This is a genomic window from Kitasatospora sp. NPDC091207 (assembly GCF_044768625.1).
Lineage (GTDB): Bacteria > Actinomycetota > Actinomycetes > Streptomycetales > Streptomycetaceae > Kitasatospora.
Window position 1 is genome coordinate 772630 of the sequence record NZ_JBIVVS010000001.1, and the last position, 17057, is coordinate 789686.

Here is a 17057-nt window from a genome sequence, read left to right on the forward strand (position 1 = left end):
CCTGCTCGACACGCTGCTGCGCTGCGTCGCCACGCTGGTCGTCTTCCTCACCTTCCCCCTGGTCATCGGCCAGACCGAGCACAAGGTGATGGCGCACATGCAGGGCCGGCTCGGCCCGATGTACGCCGGCGGCTTCCACGGCTGGGCGCAGCTCGTCGCCGACGGCGTGAAGTTCGCGCAGAAGGAGGACATCGTCCCGGCCGGGGCGGACCGGAGGATCTTCCAGCTGGCGCCCGCCGTCTCGCTGCTGCCCTACCTGTTCGTGCTGCTCGCCATCCCGATCGGGCCGGACGGCTTCGTCGGCCAGGCGGTCGACGCCGGACTGTTCTTCGTGCTGGCCGTGATGGGCGTCGGCGTGATCGGCAAGCTGATGGCCGGCTGGGCCTCGGCGAACAAGTTCTCGCTGCTCGGCGGTCTGCGCACGGCCGCGCAGCTGATGTCCTACGAGCTGCCGATGGTGCTCGCCGCCGCCTCCGTGGCGATGGCGGCCGGGACGCTCTCGCTGCCGGGGATCCTGGACGCCTGGCAGTGGTACTGGATCCCGTGGCAGATCATCGGCGCCTTCGTCTTCTTCACGGCCGGCCTGGCCGAGCTGCAGCGCCCGCCGTTCGACATGCCGGTGGCCGACTCGGAGATCATCTTCGGCGCGTACACCGAGTACACCGGGCTGCGCTTCGCGCTCTTCCTGCTCTCCGAGTACGTCGGGATCCTGGTGGTCTCGGGGCTGACCGCGGTGCTCTTCCTGGGCGGCTGGCACGGCCCGCTGCCGGACCAGCTCGGCTGGCTCTGGACGATCCTGAAGACCTTCGCGCTGGCCTTCGTGGTGATCTGGCTGCGGGTCACCTACCCGCGGCTGCGCGAGGACCAGCTGATGCGCTTCGCGTGGCTCGTGCTGATCCCGCTCGCCCTCGTCCAGCTCGCCCTCACCGGCATCATCAAGGTGGCGATCTCTTGAGCGCGCGAAGCGTGCCCATCACCGAACGGCGCGCACGGGTGAACGCCCCTGCCGAGCGAAGCGAGGCGGGCGTATGAGCTTCCCCGGCTCCGGCCTGGCGAAGGGCCTGGCCGTCACCCTGCGGACGATGACGAAGAAGACCGTCACCGCGCAGTACCCCGAGGTGCAGCCCGCGCTGCCGCCGCGCTCGCGCGGCGTGATCGCGCTGCTGGAGGAGAACTGCACGGTCTGCATGCTCTGCGCCCGCGAGTGCCCGGACTGGTGCATCTACATCGACTCCCACAAGGAGACGCTGCCGGCCGCCGATCCGAACGCCCGCGCCCGCACCCGCAACGTGCTGGACCGGTTCGCGATCGACTTCTCGCTCTGCATGTACTGCGGGATCTGCATCGAGGTGTGCCCGTTCGACGCGTTGTTCTGGTCCCCGGAGTTCGAGTACGCGGAGACCGACATCCTGGAGCTGACCCACGAGCGGGACAAGCTCCGCGAGTGGATGTGGACCGTGCCGGCGCCGCCGGCGCTGGACCCGGCGGCCGAGGAGCCGAAGGAGATCGCCACCGCGCGCAAGGCCGCGGACAAGCTGGCCGCCGCCGCGGCGGCGCCGGAGGAGGGTGACCCGCGATGAGTGCCGCCCTGCTGACCGCGGCCGGGTCGCTGGACCCGGCCGCCCGTTCGTTCCTCTCCCCGACCGGGGTGGAGATCGTCTTCCTGCTGGTCGGTGTCGCCGTGCTGGGGTCGGCCGTGGTGGCCGTCACCACCAAGCAACTGGTGCACGCCGCGCTCTGGCTGGTGGTCGCGCTCGGCGGGCTGGCGGTGGAGTTCCTGCTGCTCACCGCCGAGTTCATCGCCTGGGTGCAGGTGCTGATCTACCTAGGCTCGGTGGTCGTCCTGGTGCTGTTCGGGCTGATGCTCACCCGGGCGCCGATCGGGCGCTCGCCGGACGCCGACTCGGGCAACCGCTGGGTCGCCCTGGTGGTGGCGCTGGCCTCGGCCGGGACCTTGGTGACGCTGGTCGTGGACGCCTTCCGGACTTCCTGGATCGACCTCGGCGCGGGCGGTGGCTCGGCGCGGGCGACCGGCACCAGCCTGTTCCGGACGTGGGTGCTGCCCTTCGAGGCGCTCTCGGTGCTGCTGCTGGCCGCCCTGGTCGGCGCGATCGTGCTGTCCCGCGGGGCCGGGCGGCGGGTGCCGTCGCCCCGGGCCGGCAAGCTGCGCGCGGGCCGGCCGGTGGGCTCCAACGGGACGGTCGCCGCCACCGCGCCGAAGGCCCCGGCGGCCCCCGTCGCTCCCGCTTCGACGACCTCGGCGGAGGAGAGCTGATGCATCTCGCCTACCCCGTCGTGCTCGCCGCGCTGCTGTTCAGCGTCGGTGTGTACGGCGTGCTCGCCCGGCGCAACGTCGTCCTGGTCCTGATGTCCGTCGAGCTGATGCTCAACGCCGTCAACCTCAACCTGGTCGCCTTCGACGCCTGGCTGCGGGACTCCCTGCACGCCGGCCAGGCGCTCACCCTGTTCACCATCACCATCGCCGCCGCCGAGATCGGTCTCGGACTCGCGATCGTCCTGCTGCTCTTCCGGGCCCGGGGCACCGCGGACATCGACCGGGCCACCGCGCTCGGTGATCCCGCCGAGTCCGCCGCCGAGGAGGCGCCGGCCGGTGCCGAGGCACTGAAGGGCCAGGCCGCCGCATGAACCTCGCCCTGCCCACCCTCGTCCCCGTGCTGCCCGCGCTCGGGGCGGCCGCCACGCTGGCCGTCGGCAAGCGCGCCCCGGGCCTGGCCCGGCCGCTGGCGATCGTGCCGGTCGCCGTCTCGGCCGTGCTCGCCCTGGTCGTCGCCCTCCAGCTGGGCACCGGCCAGGTGCTGGAGAGCTTCACCCGGCTCACCCCGACCGGCGGACCGGACATCACGCTCGGCTTCTACCTGGACGGCTACAGCTCGCTGATCTCCGTGCTGGTCGGCCTGGTCGCCACCTGTGTGCAGGTCTACTCGACCGCCTACCTCGAGGAAGACCCGCGCTACCCCTCGTACGCGGCGCTGGTCTCGTTGTTCACGGCGGCGATGTTCCTGGTCGTCTACTCGGGCGACCTGATCGTGCTGCTGGTCGGCTGGGAGGTCATGGGCATCTGCTCGTACTTCCTGATCGGCCACCACTGGGAGAGCGCCGACGCCCGGTCGGCCTCGCTGAAGGCCTTCCTGGTCACCAAGCTCGGCGACGTGCCGTTCCTGTTCGGCATCTTCCTGCTGGGTGCCGACGCCGGCAGCTTCCGCGTCCCGGACGTCCTGTCCGCCGCCACCGACGGGCGGCTCGGCCACCCGACGCTGATCGCGCTGCTGCTGCTGGCCGGCGTGGCCGGCAAGAGCGCGCAGTTCCCGCTGCACACCTGGCTCCCGGACGCGATGGCCGGTCCGACGCCGGTCTCCGCGCTGATCCACGCCGCCACCATGGTCGCGGCGGGCATCTACCTGGTGGCCCGGCTGCTGCCGGTCTTCCTGCTCTCCGGCGCGGCGCTGGTGGCGCTCGCGGTGATGGCCGCCGTGACGATGATCGGCTCGGCGCTCTGCGCGCTCGCCCAGGACGACCTCAAGCGGGTGCTCGCCTACTCGACCGTCGGACAGCTCGGCTACATGGCCGGTGCGCTGGCCGCCGGGGACCGCGAGGCCTCCGTCTTCCACCTGGTCAGCCACGGCGCGTTCAAGGCGCTGCTGTTCCTCGCGGCCGGTGTGGTGATCCACGCCGCGCACACCAACTCGATCTCCGCGATGTCCCGGATGCCGGGGCTGCGCAAGCGGGTGCCGGACGCCTACTGGACGATGGGCATCGCGCTCGTCGCCCTGATCGGGCTGCCGCCGTTCTCCGGCTTCTTCAGCAAGGAGGCGGTGCTGACCGCCGCCGAGCACGCCGCCAACGGCGAGGCGCTGACCAACGGCGTCGGCCCCGCCTCGGCGGTGCCGCAGGCGGCCGGCTGGATCGTGCTGATCTCGGCCGCGCTCACCGCCCTGCTCACCGCGGCGTACGCGGCGCGGCTGTTCCTGGTGGCGTTCCACAGCCCGGCCGTCGCCGGTGCCGCCGCGCTGCCGGACCACGAGGCCGGCGCGCCCTACTCGCCCGAGCCGGACGAGGCCGACCCGGCCACCGCCGAGCCGCCCGCGATGCGCTGGCCGCTCTGGGTGCTGGCGATCCCGACCATGGCCTTCGGCGTGACCAGCCTGCGCTCGGACTGGCTGCCCGCGCTGCTGGACGGCGGCTCGCTGCGGCCCTCGGCCGTCACCGCCGTGACCGGCACCGGCCTCGCCGTGGTCGGCGCGCTGCTGGCCTACGGGGCCTGGCGCTCCGCCACCGCGCGGCTCGGCGCCGGCCGGCCGGCCCCGGCAGCGGAGGGCAGGGTGCCCGAGCAGGCCGGCGCGCCGGCCGCCGAGGTGGTCGTCGCCGACCCCGGGCGCACGCTGCTCGGCCCGCTGTTCGGCCCGGCCCGGCACGGTTTCGGTGTCGACCGGCTCTACAGCGCGGTCTTCGTCCGACCGGTGACCGCCGCCGCGCGACTGGTCCGCTTCCTCGACCGGGAGGTCGTCGAGACGTATGTGCGGGGCGCCGGGACCGGGGCCCAGCTGCTCGGCCGGGTCGTCCGGCTCGCACAGACCGGCAACGCGCAGACCTACCTCAGCGCGCTGCTGGCCGGTGCCGTCCTGCTGGCCGTCCTGGTGGCGGTGTAGCCGGATGGACCAGAACCGGTTGAACCAGCAGAACCGCCGCCCAGCCCCGCCGACCGCAGCCCGTAGGAGCCCCCGATGAACGCAGTCCTCATCGCCCTCCTGGTGCTGCCGCTGGCCGGGGCCGCGCTGACCCTGGCGCCGGTGTTCGGCACCGACCGGGCCGCCGCCGACCGGCGGGCGCTGCGGCTGAACACCGTGGTGACCGGCGTCGGCCTGCTGCTCAGCGCCGCCCTCGCGGCGGGCTTCGACCACGACGAGCCCGGCCGGATGCAGGCCGTCACCGATGTGTCCTGGATCCCGGCCATCGGCGTGCGCTTCCACCTCGGCGTGGACGGCGTCTCGCTCCCGCTGATCGTGCTGACCTCGCTGCTCACCTTCCTCTGCGCGCTGTACTCGGAGAAGCGGCTGCCGTCGGGGGAGGGCGCCGACACCGGCCGCCCCTCGGCGCAGGCCTTCACCGGGCTCTTCCTCCTCCTCGAAGTCGGCATGCTCGCCACCTTCGCGGTGCTGGACCTCCTGCTCTTCTTCCTGGCCTTCGAGATCGTGCTGATCCCGATGTACTTCCTGATCGCCCGCTGGGGGACCGGGGCGAAGGTGCCGGCCGCCAACCGGTTCATCCTCTACACGCTGCTCGGCTCGGCCGTGATGCTGCTCGGCTTCCTGCTCGTCGGGACCAAGGCGGGCACCTTCGACATGCAGGCCCTGGCCGCCGCGCACGGCAGCGGTATGAGCCACACCACCCAGGTGGTCGCCGCCCTGGCGATCATGGTCGGGCTCGCGGTCAAGGCCCCCGCCTGGCCGCTGCACAGCTGGCTCCCGGACGCGCACACGGCGGCCCCGACCGTCGGCTCCGTGCTGCTCGCCGGTGTGCTGCTGAAGATGGGTACGTACGGTCTGGTCCGCGTCCTCCTCCCGGTCGTCCCGGACGGCACCGCGACGCTCGCCCCCTACCTGGGCGCGTTCGCCGCCGTCGGCATCGTCTACGGCTCGCTGGCCTGCCTCGCGCTCGCCCGCCCCGGCGCCAAGGGCGACCTCAAGCGCCTGATCGCCTACTCCTCCGTCGGACACATGGGCTTCGTCCTGCTGGGCATCGCCTCCCTCACCCCGGTGGGCGTCAACGGCGCGCTGTTCGCCAACATCGCGCACGGGCTGATCACCGGTCTGCTCTTCTTCGTGGTCGGTGCCCTGAAGGACCGCTACGGCACGGCGGACCTGGACACCCTGGCCGGTTCCACCGGCGCCGCCCTCTACGGGCGGGCACCGCGGATCGGCGCCCTGCTGGCCTTCGCCGCCGTCGCCAGTCTCGGACTGCCCGGGCTGGCCGGCTTCTGGGGCGAGCTGCTCGCGATGTTCGGCGCGTTCGACCCGGCCGAGGGCCTGTCCCGCCCGGCCTTCCTCACCTACATGGTCCTGGCCGGCCTGGGCACCCTCCTCACCGCCGCCTATCTGCTGATCGTGGTCAAACGCGTCTGCATGGGCGACCCGAAGCAGCCCGCCCCGGTGCCGGAGCTCGCCGACCTGCGCCCGTACGAGGCCGTCAGCTGGACGCCGCTGGCCGCCCTCACCCTGCTCGCCGGCCTCTGGCCCGCGCTCCTGCTCGGTCTCTCCGACCCGGCCGTCAAGTACCTCCTCGGGGGTGGCTGACCATGACCGGCACCGCACTCGGGGTCCAGCAGCTCAGCACGCAGCTCGGGACCATGACCGGCACCGCACTCGGACCTCACCCCACGGGGCAGCCCACTGTGACCTCCCTCGCCGTAGCCGACCCGGGCAGCCTGATCCAGTCCGTGGACTGGGTGGCCATCGCGCCGCCGCTGATCGCCGCGCTGGCCGCGCTGGCGGTGCTGATCACCGACCTCTTCCTGCCCGAGCGGCACAAGAAGCTGCTCGGCGGGCTGACCGTGGCCGGACTCGCCCTCGCCCTCCTCGCTCTCCTCCCGCTCACCGGGGGATCACCCCGCGCCACCTTCTGCGCGCAGAACGTCGCAGGCGTCACCGGCAACGCCGGCTGCTCGTACGTCGCGGACCACTTCGCCCTGGTCTTCCAGCTGCTCGCGCTCGGCGGCGCGCTGGTCGCGGCGCTGCTGTCGACGCACACCGTCGAGCACGAGGGCCTGCCGCGCGGCGAGTACTGGTTCCTGCTGCTCTCCAGCGCCACCGGCGCGGCCCTGCTGCCCGCCTCCCGCGACCTCGCCACCCTGGTGATCGCCCTGGAGGTGGCCTCGCTGCCGGCGTTCGCCCTGGTCGCGCTGCGCCGGGACGGCCGGGGCGCCGAGGCCGCGCTGAAGTTCTTCGTCTCCTCCGTCACCGCGACCGCCGTGATGCTGCTCGGCGTCGGCTTCGTCTACGCCGCGAGCGGCAGCCTGCACCTGGGCGCCGTCGCCGAGGGCCTGGCCCACGCGCCGGCCCAGCTGAAGCCGCTGGCCGAGGCCGGTGCGGTGCTCACCCTGGTCGGCTTCGCCTTCAAGGTCGCCGCCGTCCCGTTCCACTTCTGGGTGCCCGACACCTACGTCGGCGCCCCGCTGCCGGTGGCCGGCTACCTCTCGGTGGTCGGAAAGGCCGCCGGCCTGTCCGGCCTGGCCCTGGTCACCACGATCGCCTTCCGCCCGTACGCGCACACCTGGGGCCTGGTGCTCGCGGTGCTGGCGGCCGTCACCATGACGGCCGGCAACGTGGGCGCGCTGCGCCAGCGGTTCGACACCCGGTACAGCGCGGTGCGGCTGCTCGCCTGGTCCTCGGTGGGCCAGGCCGGGTACCTGCTGGTGCCGCTCGCCGCCGCCGGCTACGCGCCGTCCGGCGCGGACCAGCTCGGCGCGACCGCCGCGTACGCGCTGATCTACGGCGTGGTGAACCTGGGCGCCTTCGGGGTGGTCGCCGCCGTCGGGGGCCGGGCCGGGGCGAGTGTCGACGACTTCCGCGGGCTCTTCGCCCGGCGGCGCTGGACGGCGCTGGCGCTGGCCTTCTTCCTGCTCTGCCTGGCCGGGCTGCCGCCGGGCGTGATCGGCCTGTTCGGCAAGGTGGTGGTGTTCCGCTCCGCCGTGGACGCCGGCCTGGGTTGGCTGGCCGTGGTGATGGCCGCCAATGTGGTCGTCGCGCTGTACTACTACCTGCTCTGGACGGCGCGGTTGTTCGCGCCGGCGCGACCGGAGGGCGCGGTCACCGCCGTCGCCGAGCGCCGGCTGCCGGCCTCGCTGGCGGCCACCCTCGGGCTCACCGCCACCGCGGCCGTGGTGCTCTCGGCGGCCCCGCAGCTGGTCCTCCAGGTGGTCGGCGGCACGCTGTTCTGAGGTCGTCGGCCGGGGTCGGCGGGGGTGCGGTCCGGGTGTCGCGGTGGTCACAAGGGAACAAGGCCGACGGCCTCGCCCGTTGAGCGGGCAGAGGGACGAGGCAGAGAGGGCTTCCCCACCGCACCATTGGAGGGCCTGCCGTGCACCGCCGGCACAACGGACTGAGGACCGCCGCACTGCTCGGCGGCCTCTCGGCGCTGATCCTGGTGATCGGCAGCTTCTTCGGCCGCACCGGCTTCGTGATCGCCCTGCTGGTCGCGCTCGGGACCAACGCCTACGCGTACTGGAACAGCGACAAGCTCGCCCTGCGCGCCATGCGGGCCCGGCCGGTGAGCGAGATCGAGGCGCCGCGGCTGTACCGGATCGTCCGCGAGCTCTCCACCTCGGCCCGCCAGCCGATGCCCCGGCTGTACATCTCCCCGACCCCGGCCCCGAACGCCTTCGCCACCGGCCGCAACCCGCGCAACGCGGCGGTCTGCTGCACCGACGGCATCCTCCAGCTGCTGGACGAGCGGGAGCTGCGCGGCGTGCTGGGGCACGAGCTGAGCCACGTCTACAACCGGGACATCCTGATCTCGTCGGTCGCCGGGGCCCTCGCCTCGGTGGTGATGTTCCTGGTGAACTTCGCCTGGCTGGTGCCGTTCGGCCGGAGCGAGGACGACGACGGGCCGGGGCTCTTCGGGATGCTCGCGATCATGATCCTCGGGCCGTTGGCCGCCTCGCTGATCCAGCTGGCCGTCAGCCGCTCCCGGGAGTACCAGGCCGATGCCGACGGCGCCCGGATCACCGGCGACCCGCTCGCCCTGGCGAGCGCCCTGCGCAAGCTGGAGGCCGGTACCCGGCAGCTGCCGCTGCCGCCGGAGCCGCAGCTCCAGACCGCCAGCCACATGATGATCGCCAGCCCGTTCCGCCCGGGCGAGGCCGGTACCAAGCTGTTCTCGACCCACCCGCCGATGGCCGAGCGGATCGCCCGGCTGGAGCGGATGGCGGGCTACCGGGGCTGACGGCCCGGGGCACGGGCCGTCGGCGGCTCACCCGGTGAGCCCCTCGTAGGCCCGGCGCAGCCGGTGGACGCCCTCGGCGATCCGGGCGGCGCTGTCGACGGCGGCGTAGCTCAGCCGCAGGTGCGGCGCCGGCGGCTCGGCGGCGTAGTACGGGCGCCCGGCGGTGATCAGGACACCGGCGCTCAGCGCGGCGGCGGCCAGCGCGGCCTCGTCGGTGCCGTCCGGCAGCCGCAGCCAGAGGTGGTAGCCGCCGGGCCGGTGCGGGCCGAGCAGACCGGGGAGCTCACGGCGCACCGCGGCCACCGCGGTCGCGCGACGGTCGCGCAGCTCGGCGCCGAGGGTGCGGAGGTGACGCGCCCAGCCCGGGTCGGCGACCAGTTCCAGCGCCGCCTCCTGGAGCGGCCGGGGGACGAAGAAGCTGTCCACCACCTGGGTCGCCCGCAGCCGTTGCAGGGCCGGGCCGCGGGCGGTGAGCGCGCCGACCCGGAGGTTGGGCGAGGTGGCCTTGGTCAGCGAGCGCAGGTGGACCACCACCCCGTCCGGGTCGTCGGCGGCGAGCGGTCGGGGCAGCGCGGGGGCGTCGGTGTGGACCAGGCGGCGGGCGAAGTCGTCCTCGACGACGAACGCGCCGGCCGTCCGGGCGATCCGCAGCACCTCCGCGCGTCGCTCGGGGGAGAGCACCGCACCGGTCGGGTTCTGGAACAGCGGCTGGCAGACGAAGGCCCGGGCCCGGGTGGCGTCGAAGGCCGCCGCCAGCAGGTCGGTGCGCACGCCGTCCCCGTCCACCGGGACGGGGACCACCCGCGCGCCGGCCGCGCGGGCGACCGCGAGGATGCCGGGGTAGGTCGGCGACTCCACCAGGACCGGCGCGCCCGGGGCGACCAGGGAGCGCAGCGCGATCGTGAGCCCGCTCTGCCCGCCGGCCGTGACCAGGACGTCGCCCGCGCCGAGCGGCCCGCCGTTGCCGCCGATGTCCCGGGCGAACCAGGCGCGCAGCGCGGTCAGCCCGTCGACCGGCGGGCGGTCCCAGGCGCCGGGCCGCCGCCCGGCCCGGGCCAGCGCGGCGGCCAGCAGCCGCTCCGGCTGGAGCGTGGCGTGCGGGTAGCCGCCGTTGAGGTCGATCACGTCGGGCGGCGGGACGTTCAGGGTGGCGAACAGCGGGCCCGCGCCCTGGTCGCGCGGGCCGGCGTCGGCGCTCAGCGCGACCTCCTGCCAGGAGAGGTCGCCGGGCCGGGCGGCCGGCGCGGTGAGCGGTGAGCGGCCCGTGAAGCCGGCGCCGCCGTCCGCGAAGGCGGCGGCCCGGAAGACCCCGGCGCCCGGCCGGGAGACCACCAGGCCCTCCGCCGCCAGCACGGCGATCGCCCGGGAGACCGTCACCGGGCTGACCTGGTGGCGCTCCGTCAGGGCCCGGCTCGACGGCAGCTTCCGTCCTTCCGGGTAGCGCTCGACCTCCCGGCGCAGGCTGTCGGCGAGATCGGTCACACTGCTACGCTCGTTCATGACGGCACAAGATAGCGCTACTCGCCCGCTGACGATAGCAGCGCGGCGATCGGTGGCCCCCGGCAGCTCCGGTACCGCCCTGGCGGCCCTCGGCGTCCTCACCTTCTCCTTCAGCTTCCCCGCGACCTCCTGGGCGCTGGGCGGCTTCGGTCCGTGGACGGCGACGGGGCTGCGCGGCGCCCTGGCCGGCCTGCTCGCCGCGCTCTGCCTGGCGGCCGCCCGCGTCCCGCTCCCCGCGCGGCGGCACTGGCCCGGACTGCTGGTGGTCTCGGCCGGCTGCGTCCTGGGCTTCCCGCTGCTGACCACGCTGGCCCTGCGGACCTCCTCGACCGCGCACTCGGCGGTCGTCATCGGTGTGCTGCCGCTCGCCACCGCCGCGGTCTCGGCCCTGCGCACCGGCAAGCGCCCGTCCCGGACGTTCTGGTGCGCGGCGCTTGCCGGGGCGGCGGCGGTGCTCGCCTTCACCCTGCTGCAGAGCCACGGGCGGCCGACCACCGCGGACCTCTACCTCTTCGCCGCGCTGCTGGTCTGCGCCGCCGGGTACGCCGAGGGCGGGCGGATCTCGCGGGAGCTGCCGGGGTGGCAGGTGATCGCCTGGGCGGTGGTCGCGGCGCTGCCGGTCACCGTGCTGACCACCGCGCTGGCGCTGCCGGCCGAGCCGGCGCACCCGGGGGCGAAGGCGCTGGCCGGGCTGGCGTACACGGCGGCGGTGTCGCAGTTCGGCGGGTTCGTGCTCTGGTACCGGGGGATGGCGGCGATCGGGGTGCCGAGGGCCAGTCAGCTCCAGCTCGCCCAGCCGCTGCTGACGCTGGTCTGGGCGGTGCTGCTGCTGGCCGAGGACCTGCCGACGGCGGCGCCGGTCACCGCGGTGGTGGTGCTGGTCTGCATCGCGGTCACCCAGCGCGCCCGGGTCTGAGCGGCACCCCGGCGCGGACCCGGCGCGTACCCCGGCGACCCGCCGCGCCCGTACCGGTCAGGCGGTGCGGGCGCGGCGGCGGGCCGGTGGCCGGCCCGGTACGGCGGGGTCAGGCGACCTCGTCGACCGGCCGGTAGACACAGAGCGCCCAGATGATGAAGACGTCCAGGGCGATCACCACGATCGACCAGAGCGGGTAGTACGGCATGGCCAGGAAGCTGTCGACGGCGCTCACCGCGGTGAGGAACACACCCGCGTAGCGGGCCCAGGCGGCGCCCATCAGGACGAAGGCGCCGACCACCGCGACCAGCACGCCGACGACGATGTGGATCCAGCCCCACCCGGTCAGGTCGAACCGGAACACGTAGCGCGGGGTCGTGACGAAGACGTCGTCGTCGGAGACGGCCATGATGCCCCGCATCGCCTCCATGAAGCCGTTGATGAGCATCAGGACACCCGCGAACATCACCAGTCCGGGAGCCCAGTCGCTGAACTTGTTGACCGACGTCGGCGGTGGCGGCGCCCCGGTGCCGGAACGCCAGGGCGGGGGCTGGTCGGGGGTGGGCGACGACGGGCTGCTCATGGTTCCTCCTGGGCCGTAGCCGGGCCGGCGGCAGGGCGCGGCCGGCAGCCGAACAGGCGTACGGAAAGGGGTACGGACTTCGACCGTCCGCCGGGGCGGGGCGCCGGGCAACCGGGCCGCGCCTGTTCGGGTGACGCTCCCCGCGCGCCCCCGGCGGGCCGGGAGGGCGGCTGGTAGTGGTTGTCCGACTGCTGTCCGGGACCGGGCCGGCCGCCCCGGCGGGCCCGGCCGCGGCCCGCCCCGAGCACGGAAGGCGCCGCGTGACTCTTCTGCCGAAGGACGTCGTGGAGCAGGCCCCGCACCGGTCGCGCACACCGCGGTGGGACCGCCGGCGGGCGGCCGCCCGCCGGCGGCGCGGGCGGGCCCTGGTGGGCTGGCTGACCACCACCGACCACAAGCGGATCGGCACCCTCTACATCACCACCGCGTTCCTGTTCTTCCTGGCCGGCGGGCTGATGGCGATGCTGATGCGGATCGAGCTGGCCCGGCCGGGGCTGCAACTGCTCTCCAACGAGCAGTTCAACCAGCTCTTCACGATGCACGGCACGGTCATGCTGCTGATGTTCGCGACCCCGCTGTTCGCCGGTTTCGCGAACTGGATCATGCCGTTGCAGATCGGCGCGCCCGACGTGGCCTTCCCCCGGCTGAACGCCCTCGCCTACTGGCTGTACCTGTTCGGCTCGCTGATCGCGCTCTTCGCCTTCCTCACCCCGGACGGCGCGGCCGACTTCGGCTGGTTCGCCTACGCGCCGCTGAACAGCGTCGAGCACAGCCCGGGCCTGGGAGCGGACCTGTGGATCATGGGTCTGGCCCTCTCCGGCTTCGGGACGATCCTCGGCTCGGTCAACTTCATCACCACGATCGTCTGCTTCCGCGCCCCCGGGATGACGATGTTCCGGATGCCGATCTTCGTCTGGAACATCCTGCTGACGGCCGTCCTGGTGCTCTTCGCCTTCCCGGTGCTGGCCGCGGCGCTGCTCTGCCTGGAGTCGGACCGCAAGTTCGGCTCGCACGTCTTCGACGCCGCCAACGGCGGGGCGATGCTCTGGCAGCACCTGTTCTGGTTCTTCGGGCACCCGGAGGTCTACATCATCGCGCTGCCGTTCTTCGGCATCGTCACCGAGATCATCCCGGTCTTCAGCCGCAAGCCGGTCTTCGGCTACTCCGGCCTGATCGCCGCCACCATCGCCATCACCGGTCTGTCGATCACGGTCTGGGCGCACCACATGTTCGTCACCGGGCAGGTGCTGCTGCCGTTCTTCTCGATCATGACGATGCTGATCGCCGTCCCGACCGGGGTGAAGTTCTTCAACTGGATCGGCACCATGTGGAAGGGCTCGCTGAGCTTCGAGACCCCGATGCTCTGGACGGTCGGCTTCCTGGTCACCTTCCTCTTCGGCGGGCTGACGGGTGTGCTGCTGGCGGCGCCGCCGATCGACTTCCACGTCTCGGACTCGTACTTCGTCGTCGCCCACTTCCACTACGTGGTGTTCGGGACGGTCGTCTTCGCGATGTTCGCCGGCTTCCACTTCTGGTGGCCCAAGTTCACCGGCCGGATGCTGGACGAGCGGCTCGGCCGGATGCACTTCTGGACGCTCTTCGTCGGCTTCCACGCGACCTTCCTGGTGCAGCACTGGCTGGGCGCCGAGGGCATGCCGCGCCGCTACGCCGACTACCTGGCCTCGGACGGCTTCACCACGCTGAACACCGTCTCCAGCATCGGCTCCTTCCTGCTCGGCATCTCCACCCTGCCGTTCCTCTACAACGTCTGGCACACCGCGCGGTACGGCCGGAAGGTCTCCGAGGACGACCCGTGGGGCTACGGGCGGTCGCTGGAGTGGGCGACCTCCTGCCCGCCGCCCCGGCACAACTTCGTCACGCTGCCCCGGATCCGCTCGGAGTCCCCGGCGTTCGACCTGCACCACCCCGAGATCGCCGCGCTGGACCGGCGGGAGAACGCGCGTGAGCCGCTCGGCTGAGCGGGCCGGTGGGCGGCCGGCGCCCGCTCGTTAGGATGAGAACGCGTCCCGCCGGCTGCGGGGCGCGGCATCCGGAGGGAGTGGCCGTCATGGCAGAGGAGAGGCACGCCCCGGCGGCCGGGGACCCGCGGGCCCGGCGGCGCGGCCAGGGCGAGCTGGAGGCCCAGGTGCTGGCGGTCCTCCAGCGGGCGCCCGGCCCGGCCACCGCGGTGTGGGTGCAGGAGCGGCTGGACGGCGGTCTGGCCTACACCACCGTGATGACCATCCTGTCCCGGCTGCACGCCAAGAAGGCCGTCTCGCGGACCCGTTCGGGCCGCTCCTACCTCTGGCAGGCGTCCTCCGACGCGGCCGGGCTGGCCGCGCTGCGGATGCGCCGGATGCTCGACGGCGAACCGGACCGGGACGCCGTCCTGGCCAGCTTCGTCACCGCGCTGCTCCCGCACGACGAGGAGTTGCTGCGGACGCTGCTCGACAGCGCCGGTGCCGATCCGGCAGTGGCCGACCGCGAGAGCTGAACCGTGGGCGTCTTCGTCTTCCTCCCGCTCATCCTGCCGCTGACGGCGGTGCCGATCGCCCGGCTCGCCGAGCAGCACCTGCATCCGCGCGGGGCGGCCCGGCTGCTGACCGCGATCAGCGCGGTGATGGCGCTGTGCAGCGCCGTCTGCCTCGGCCTGACCGGGGTGGTGGGCACCGCCCAGATCCCGGGCAACCCGCTGCCGGACAGCTGGTCCGACCCGGAGGTGCGGGCGGCGCTGCCGTACCACGAGACGGTCGGGACGGCGGCGATCTGCGTCCTGGTCGTGGTGGCCGGAGCCTGCCTGCGCACGGTGGTGCGGCATCTGCGGATCCGGGCCCGGGCGCGCCGGGCCCTCGGCCGCGAACTGGGGGGCACGGCCGGGTACGGACTCGCCGCGGCGCCCGGGGGCGGGCTCGCGGAGGATCTCGCGGTACTGCCGGACGAGCGGCCGTACGCGTACGCGCTGCCCGGCTCGCCGGGGCGGGTGGTGGTCTCCACCGGGATGCTCGCCGGGCTGGCGGCCGACGAGCGGGAGGCGCTGCTCGCGCACGAGCGGGCGCACCTGGAGCACCGGCACCACCGCTATCTGCTGATCACTCAACTCGCGGGCTGCGTGAACCCCTTCCTGCGGCCGTTGCAGCAGGCGGTGGCGTACGGCGCGGAGCGGTGGGCGGACGAGGAGTCGGCCCAGGCGGTCGGCGACCGGCGGATCACGGCGCGGGCCGTGGCCCGGGCGGCGCTGGTCTCGCACCGGGCGCCGGCCCCCGGGTTCGCCGCCTTCGCCGCGCCGGGGGCCGCGCCCGGCCCGGTGCCGCGCCGGGTGGCCGCGCTGCTCGGCCCGGTGCCGTCCTCGCGGAACTGGCCGCCGGCGCACACCCGGGCGGGCCTCGCGGCGATGGTGGCGGCGATCGGTACGGCGGCGTCGGCGCTCTGCGCGCTCAACGCGGCGGTGGCGCTGCTGCTGGTGCTGAAGGCCGTCACCCCGCTGTAGCGCGCGCGGTTGCGCGGCAGTCCGTCACCGCGGGTACCCGCGCGACCCCGCCCCGCCCCCGGCCCGGCCGGTGCGGCGTAGACACGCCCCCCAGCGGGCATGGCAGGTCATAGGGGCCGGCCGTCCGTCGTGAGAGGGTGCCCACCATGAAGGTGATCGAGTTCGTCCTGAACGCCATCTGGTTGATCTTCTGCGGCATCTGGATGGCGATCGGCTATGTCATCGCCGGCATCATCTGCTGCGTCCTCATCATCACGATCCCCTTCGGCATCGCCTCGTTCCGGATCGCCGGCTTCGTGATCTGGCCGTTCGGGCGGACGACGGTGGAGAAGCCGGACGCCGGGGCGCCGTCCTGCGTCGGCAACGTGATCTGGCTGGTGTTCGCGGGGTGGTGGCTGGCGCTGGCGCACCTGGTCACGAGCATCCCGCTGTTCCTGACGATCATCGGGATCCCGTTCGGCTGGGCCAACCTGAAGATGATCCCGATCTCGCTGATGCCGCTGGGGCGCGAGGTCGTGCCGACGGACGAGCGGTTCGGCGGCCGCTGACCCGTCGCCGGAGGTCCGTCACGGCGCGTCGGTGAGCTGGACGATCATCTTGCCGGTGTTGGCGCCGCGCAGCATGCCCAGGAAGGCGTCGACCACGTTCTCGAAGCCCCGGACGACGGTCTCGTCCGGGACGACGGCGCCGGAGCGCAGGTGGGGGACGAGGAAGTCGTACAGCTCCGGCTTGGCGTCGAGGTGGTCGCGCACCAGGAAGCCCTCCAGACGCAGGCTCTTGCCGACCACGTCGAAGAGGTTGCGCGGCGCGGCCGGCGGCCGGCTCCGGTGGTTGTACTGGGCGACGGCGCCGCACCAGGCGATCCGGCCGTGGTCGCGCAGCGCGCCGATCGCGCCTTCGAGGTGGTCGCCGCCGACGTTGTCGAGGTAGACGTGCAGGCCGTCCGGGGCGGCCTCGTGGAGCCGGTCGGCGATCGGGCCGTCGTGGTAGTCGAACGCGGCGTCGAAGCCGAGCCGGTCGGTGAGGTGCCGCACCTTGGCGGCGGAGCCCGCGCTGCCGACGATCCGGCCGGCCCCGAGCAGCCGGGCGAGCTGTCCGGCCGCGCTGCCGACGCCACCGGCGGCCGCCGAGACGAAGACCGTCTCACCGGGCTGGAGCCGGGCGATCCTGGTCAGGCCGACCCAGGCGGAGAGCCCGGTGCCGCCCAGCACGCTCAGGTGGGCGCTGAGCGGCACGCCGGCGAAGCCGGGCAGGGCGGTGGCCCCGGCCGCGCCGACCACCGAGTGGGTGCGCCAGGCCCGGCGGTGGTGGACCAGCGTGCCGACGGGCAGGGCCGGGGTGCGGGACTCCACGACCCGGCCGAGGGTCCGCCCCTCCAGCGGGGCGTGGAGCTCCCAGCCGCCCTCGTCCATCTCCTCGCGCATGTACGGGTCGACCGACTGGTAGATGTTCTCGACCAGTACCTCGCCCTCGGCGAGCGGCGGGACGCTCTCCTCGACGAAGGCGAAGTCGTCGGCGGTGGGGGCGCCGGCCGGGCGGGCGACCTGGTGGACGGCGAGGGCGGTGGGGCGGGGCATCGGGCGCTCCGGAACGGTCGACGGGGTGGGCGGGAT

The 17057-nt window shown here is 73.8% G+C and carries 16 protein-coding genes; 13 read left to right on the forward strand and 3 right to left on the reverse strand.

Features of this window, described 5'->3' with window-relative positions; translation table 11 throughout:
• The first annotated feature begins 1 nt into the window (after position 1).
• The 8 genes from nuoH to htpX all read left to right on the forward strand — a co-directional run bounded on the left by nuoH (position 2) and on the right by htpX (position 8958).
• Complete coding sequence (nuoH, locus tag ACIQTO_RS03485) at positions 2-955, forward strand: NADH-quinone oxidoreductase subunit NuoH (protein WP_402382738.1); 954 nt, start codon at positions 2-4, stop codon at positions 953-955.
• A gap of 73 nt (positions 956-1028) precedes the next feature.
• Positions 1029-1580 (forward strand): NuoI/complex I 23 kDa subunit family protein, encoded by a 552-nt coding sequence (locus tag ACIQTO_RS03490; protein WP_402382252.1) that lies wholly within the window; start codon positions 1029-1031, stop codon positions 1578-1580.
• Complete coding sequence (locus tag ACIQTO_RS03495; protein ID WP_402382253.1) at positions 1577-2275, forward strand: NADH-quinone oxidoreductase subunit J; 699 nt, start codon at positions 1577-1579, stop codon at positions 2273-2275. Before ACIQTO_RS03490 ends, ACIQTO_RS03495 begins: the two co-directional genes overlap by 4 nt.
• A complete protein-coding gene (gene nuoK, locus ACIQTO_RS03500) occupies positions 2275-2646 on the forward strand; it encodes an NADH-quinone oxidoreductase subunit NuoK (RefSeq protein WP_402382255.1) in 372 nt (123 codons plus the stop codon). The genes ACIQTO_RS03495 and nuoK overlap by 1 nt, the downstream gene beginning before the upstream one ends.
• Positions 2643-4667, forward strand: coding sequence for an NADH-quinone oxidoreductase subunit L (locus ACIQTO_RS03505; protein WP_402382258.1), 2025 nt, complete (start codon positions 2643-2645; stop codon positions 4665-4667). The genes nuoK and ACIQTO_RS03505 overlap by 4 nt, the downstream gene beginning before the upstream one ends.
• A gap of 75 nt (positions 4668-4742) precedes the next feature.
• Positions 4743-6311: a NuoM family protein gene (locus ACIQTO_RS03510; RefSeq protein WP_402382261.1), complete on the forward strand. Its 1569-nt coding sequence runs from the start codon at positions 4743-4745 to the stop codon at positions 6309-6311.
• Positions 6312-6364: 53 nt separating this feature from the next.
• Positions 6365-7954 (forward strand): NADH-quinone oxidoreductase subunit N, encoded by a 1590-nt coding sequence (locus tag ACIQTO_RS03515; RefSeq protein ID WP_402382741.1) that lies wholly within the window; start codon positions 6365-6367, stop codon positions 7952-7954.
• A 140-nt stretch (positions 7955-8094) separates the two neighbouring features.
• Positions 8095-8958 (forward strand): zinc metalloprotease HtpX, encoded by an 864-nt coding sequence (htpX, locus tag ACIQTO_RS03520; protein WP_402382264.1) that lies wholly within the window; start codon positions 8095-8097, stop codon positions 8956-8958.
• Between the two features lie 27 nt (positions 8959-8985).
• Here the strand turns inward: htpX and ACIQTO_RS03525 are convergent, their stop codons facing one another.
• Complete coding sequence (locus ACIQTO_RS03525) at positions 8986-10458, reverse strand: PLP-dependent aminotransferase family protein (RefSeq protein WP_402382267.1); 1473 nt, start codon at positions 10456-10458, stop codon at positions 8986-8988.
• Between ACIQTO_RS03525 and ACIQTO_RS03530 the strand changes: the two genes are divergently transcribed.
• Positions 10457-11374: a DMT family transporter gene (locus ACIQTO_RS03530; RefSeq protein WP_402382270.1), complete on the forward strand. Its 918-nt coding sequence runs from the start codon at positions 10457-10459 to the stop codon at positions 11372-11374. The two genes, ACIQTO_RS03525 and ACIQTO_RS03530, sit on opposite strands and share 2 nt — an antisense overlap.
• 109 nt (positions 11375-11483) lie before the next feature.
• On the opposite strand, the gene ACIQTO_RS03535 is transcribed toward ACIQTO_RS03530, so the two are convergent.
• Positions 11484-11957, reverse strand: a complete 474-nt coding sequence (locus ACIQTO_RS03535; protein WP_402382273.1) for a hypothetical protein — start codon at positions 11955-11957, stop codon at positions 11484-11486.
• Between the two features lie 284 nt (positions 11958-12241).
• Between ACIQTO_RS03535 and ctaD the strand changes: the two genes are divergently transcribed.
• The 4 genes from ctaD to ACIQTO_RS03555 all read left to right on the forward strand — a co-directional run bounded on the left by ctaD (position 12242) and on the right by ACIQTO_RS03555 (position 15992).
• Complete coding sequence (ctaD, locus tag ACIQTO_RS03540; RefSeq protein WP_402382744.1) at positions 12242-13936, forward strand: cytochrome c oxidase subunit I; 1695 nt, start codon at positions 12242-12244, stop codon at positions 13934-13936.
• An 89-nt stretch (positions 13937-14025) separates the two neighbouring features.
• The gene (locus ACIQTO_RS03545; protein ID WP_380576243.1) at positions 14026-14451 is read left to right on the forward strand and encodes a BlaI/MecI/CopY family transcriptional regulator; all 426 of its coding nucleotides are present in this window, start codon (positions 14026-14028) and stop codon (positions 14449-14451) included.
• A gap of 3 nt (positions 14452-14454) precedes the next feature.
• Positions 14455-15444, forward strand: coding sequence for a M56 family metallopeptidase (locus ACIQTO_RS03550; protein WP_402382276.1), 990 nt, complete (start codon positions 14455-14457; stop codon positions 15442-15444).
• A 146-nt stretch (positions 15445-15590) separates the two neighbouring features.
• On the forward strand, positions 15591-15992 hold the full coding sequence (locus ACIQTO_RS03555) for a YccF domain-containing protein (RefSeq protein WP_402382278.1): 402 nt from the start codon (positions 15591-15593) through the stop codon (positions 15990-15992).
• 18 nt (positions 15993-16010) lie between these two features.
• Here the strand turns inward: ACIQTO_RS03555 and ACIQTO_RS03560 are convergent, their stop codons facing one another.
• Entirely contained in the window at positions 16011-17021 is a 1011-nt protein-coding gene (locus tag ACIQTO_RS03560) for an NADP-dependent oxidoreductase (RefSeq protein WP_402382281.1), read from the reverse strand.
• Positions 17022-17057: the final 36 nt, after the last annotated feature.

What these genes read in the sequence shown, in the direction of transcription:
- ACIQTO_RS03555 (WP_402382278.1), top strand. Translation starts at nt 15,591, where the DNA reads ATGAAGGTGATCGAGTTCGTCCTGAACGCCATCTGGTTGATCTTCTGC.
- ACIQTO_RS03495 (WP_402382253.1), top strand. Translation starts at nt 1,577, where the DNA reads ATGAGTGCCGCCCTGCTGACCGCGGCCGGGTCGCTGGACCCGGCCGCC.
- ACIQTO_RS03515 (WP_402382741.1), top strand. Translation starts at nt 6,365, where the DNA reads ATGACCGGCACCGCACTCGGACCTCACCCCACGGGGCAGCCCACTGTG.
- ACIQTO_RS03490 (WP_402382252.1), top strand. Translation starts at nt 1,029, where the DNA reads ATGAGCTTCCCCGGCTCCGGCCTGGCGAAGGGCCTGGCCGTCACCCTG.
- ACIQTO_RS03525 (WP_402382267.1), bottom strand. Translation starts at nt 10,458, where the DNA reads ATGAACGAGCGTAGCAGTGTGACCGATCTCGCCGACAGCCTGCGCCGG.
- nuoK (WP_402382255.1), top strand. Translation starts at nt 2,275, where the DNA reads ATGCATCTCGCCTACCCCGTCGTGCTCGCCGCGCTGCTGTTCAGCGTC.
- ACIQTO_RS03530 (WP_402382270.1), top strand. Translation starts at nt 10,457, where the DNA reads ATGACGGCACAAGATAGCGCTACTCGCCCGCTGACGATAGCAGCGCGG.
- ACIQTO_RS03535 (WP_402382273.1), bottom strand. Translation starts at nt 11,957, where the DNA reads ATGAGCAGCCCGTCGTCGCCCACCCCCGACCAGCCCCCGCCCTGGCGT.
- ACIQTO_RS03560 (WP_402382281.1), bottom strand. Translation starts at nt 17,021, where the DNA reads ATGCCCCGCCCCACCGCCCTCGCCGTCCACCAGGTCGCCCGCCCGGCC.
- ACIQTO_RS03545 (WP_380576243.1), top strand. Translation starts at nt 14,026, where the DNA reads ATGGCAGAGGAGAGGCACGCCCCGGCGGCCGGGGACCCGCGGGCCCGG.
- ACIQTO_RS03505 (WP_402382258.1), top strand. Translation starts at nt 2,643, where the DNA reads ATGAACCTCGCCCTGCCCACCCTCGTCCCCGTGCTGCCCGCGCTCGGG.
- ACIQTO_RS03510 (WP_402382261.1), top strand. Translation starts at nt 4,743, where the DNA reads ATGAACGCAGTCCTCATCGCCCTCCTGGTGCTGCCGCTGGCCGGGGCC.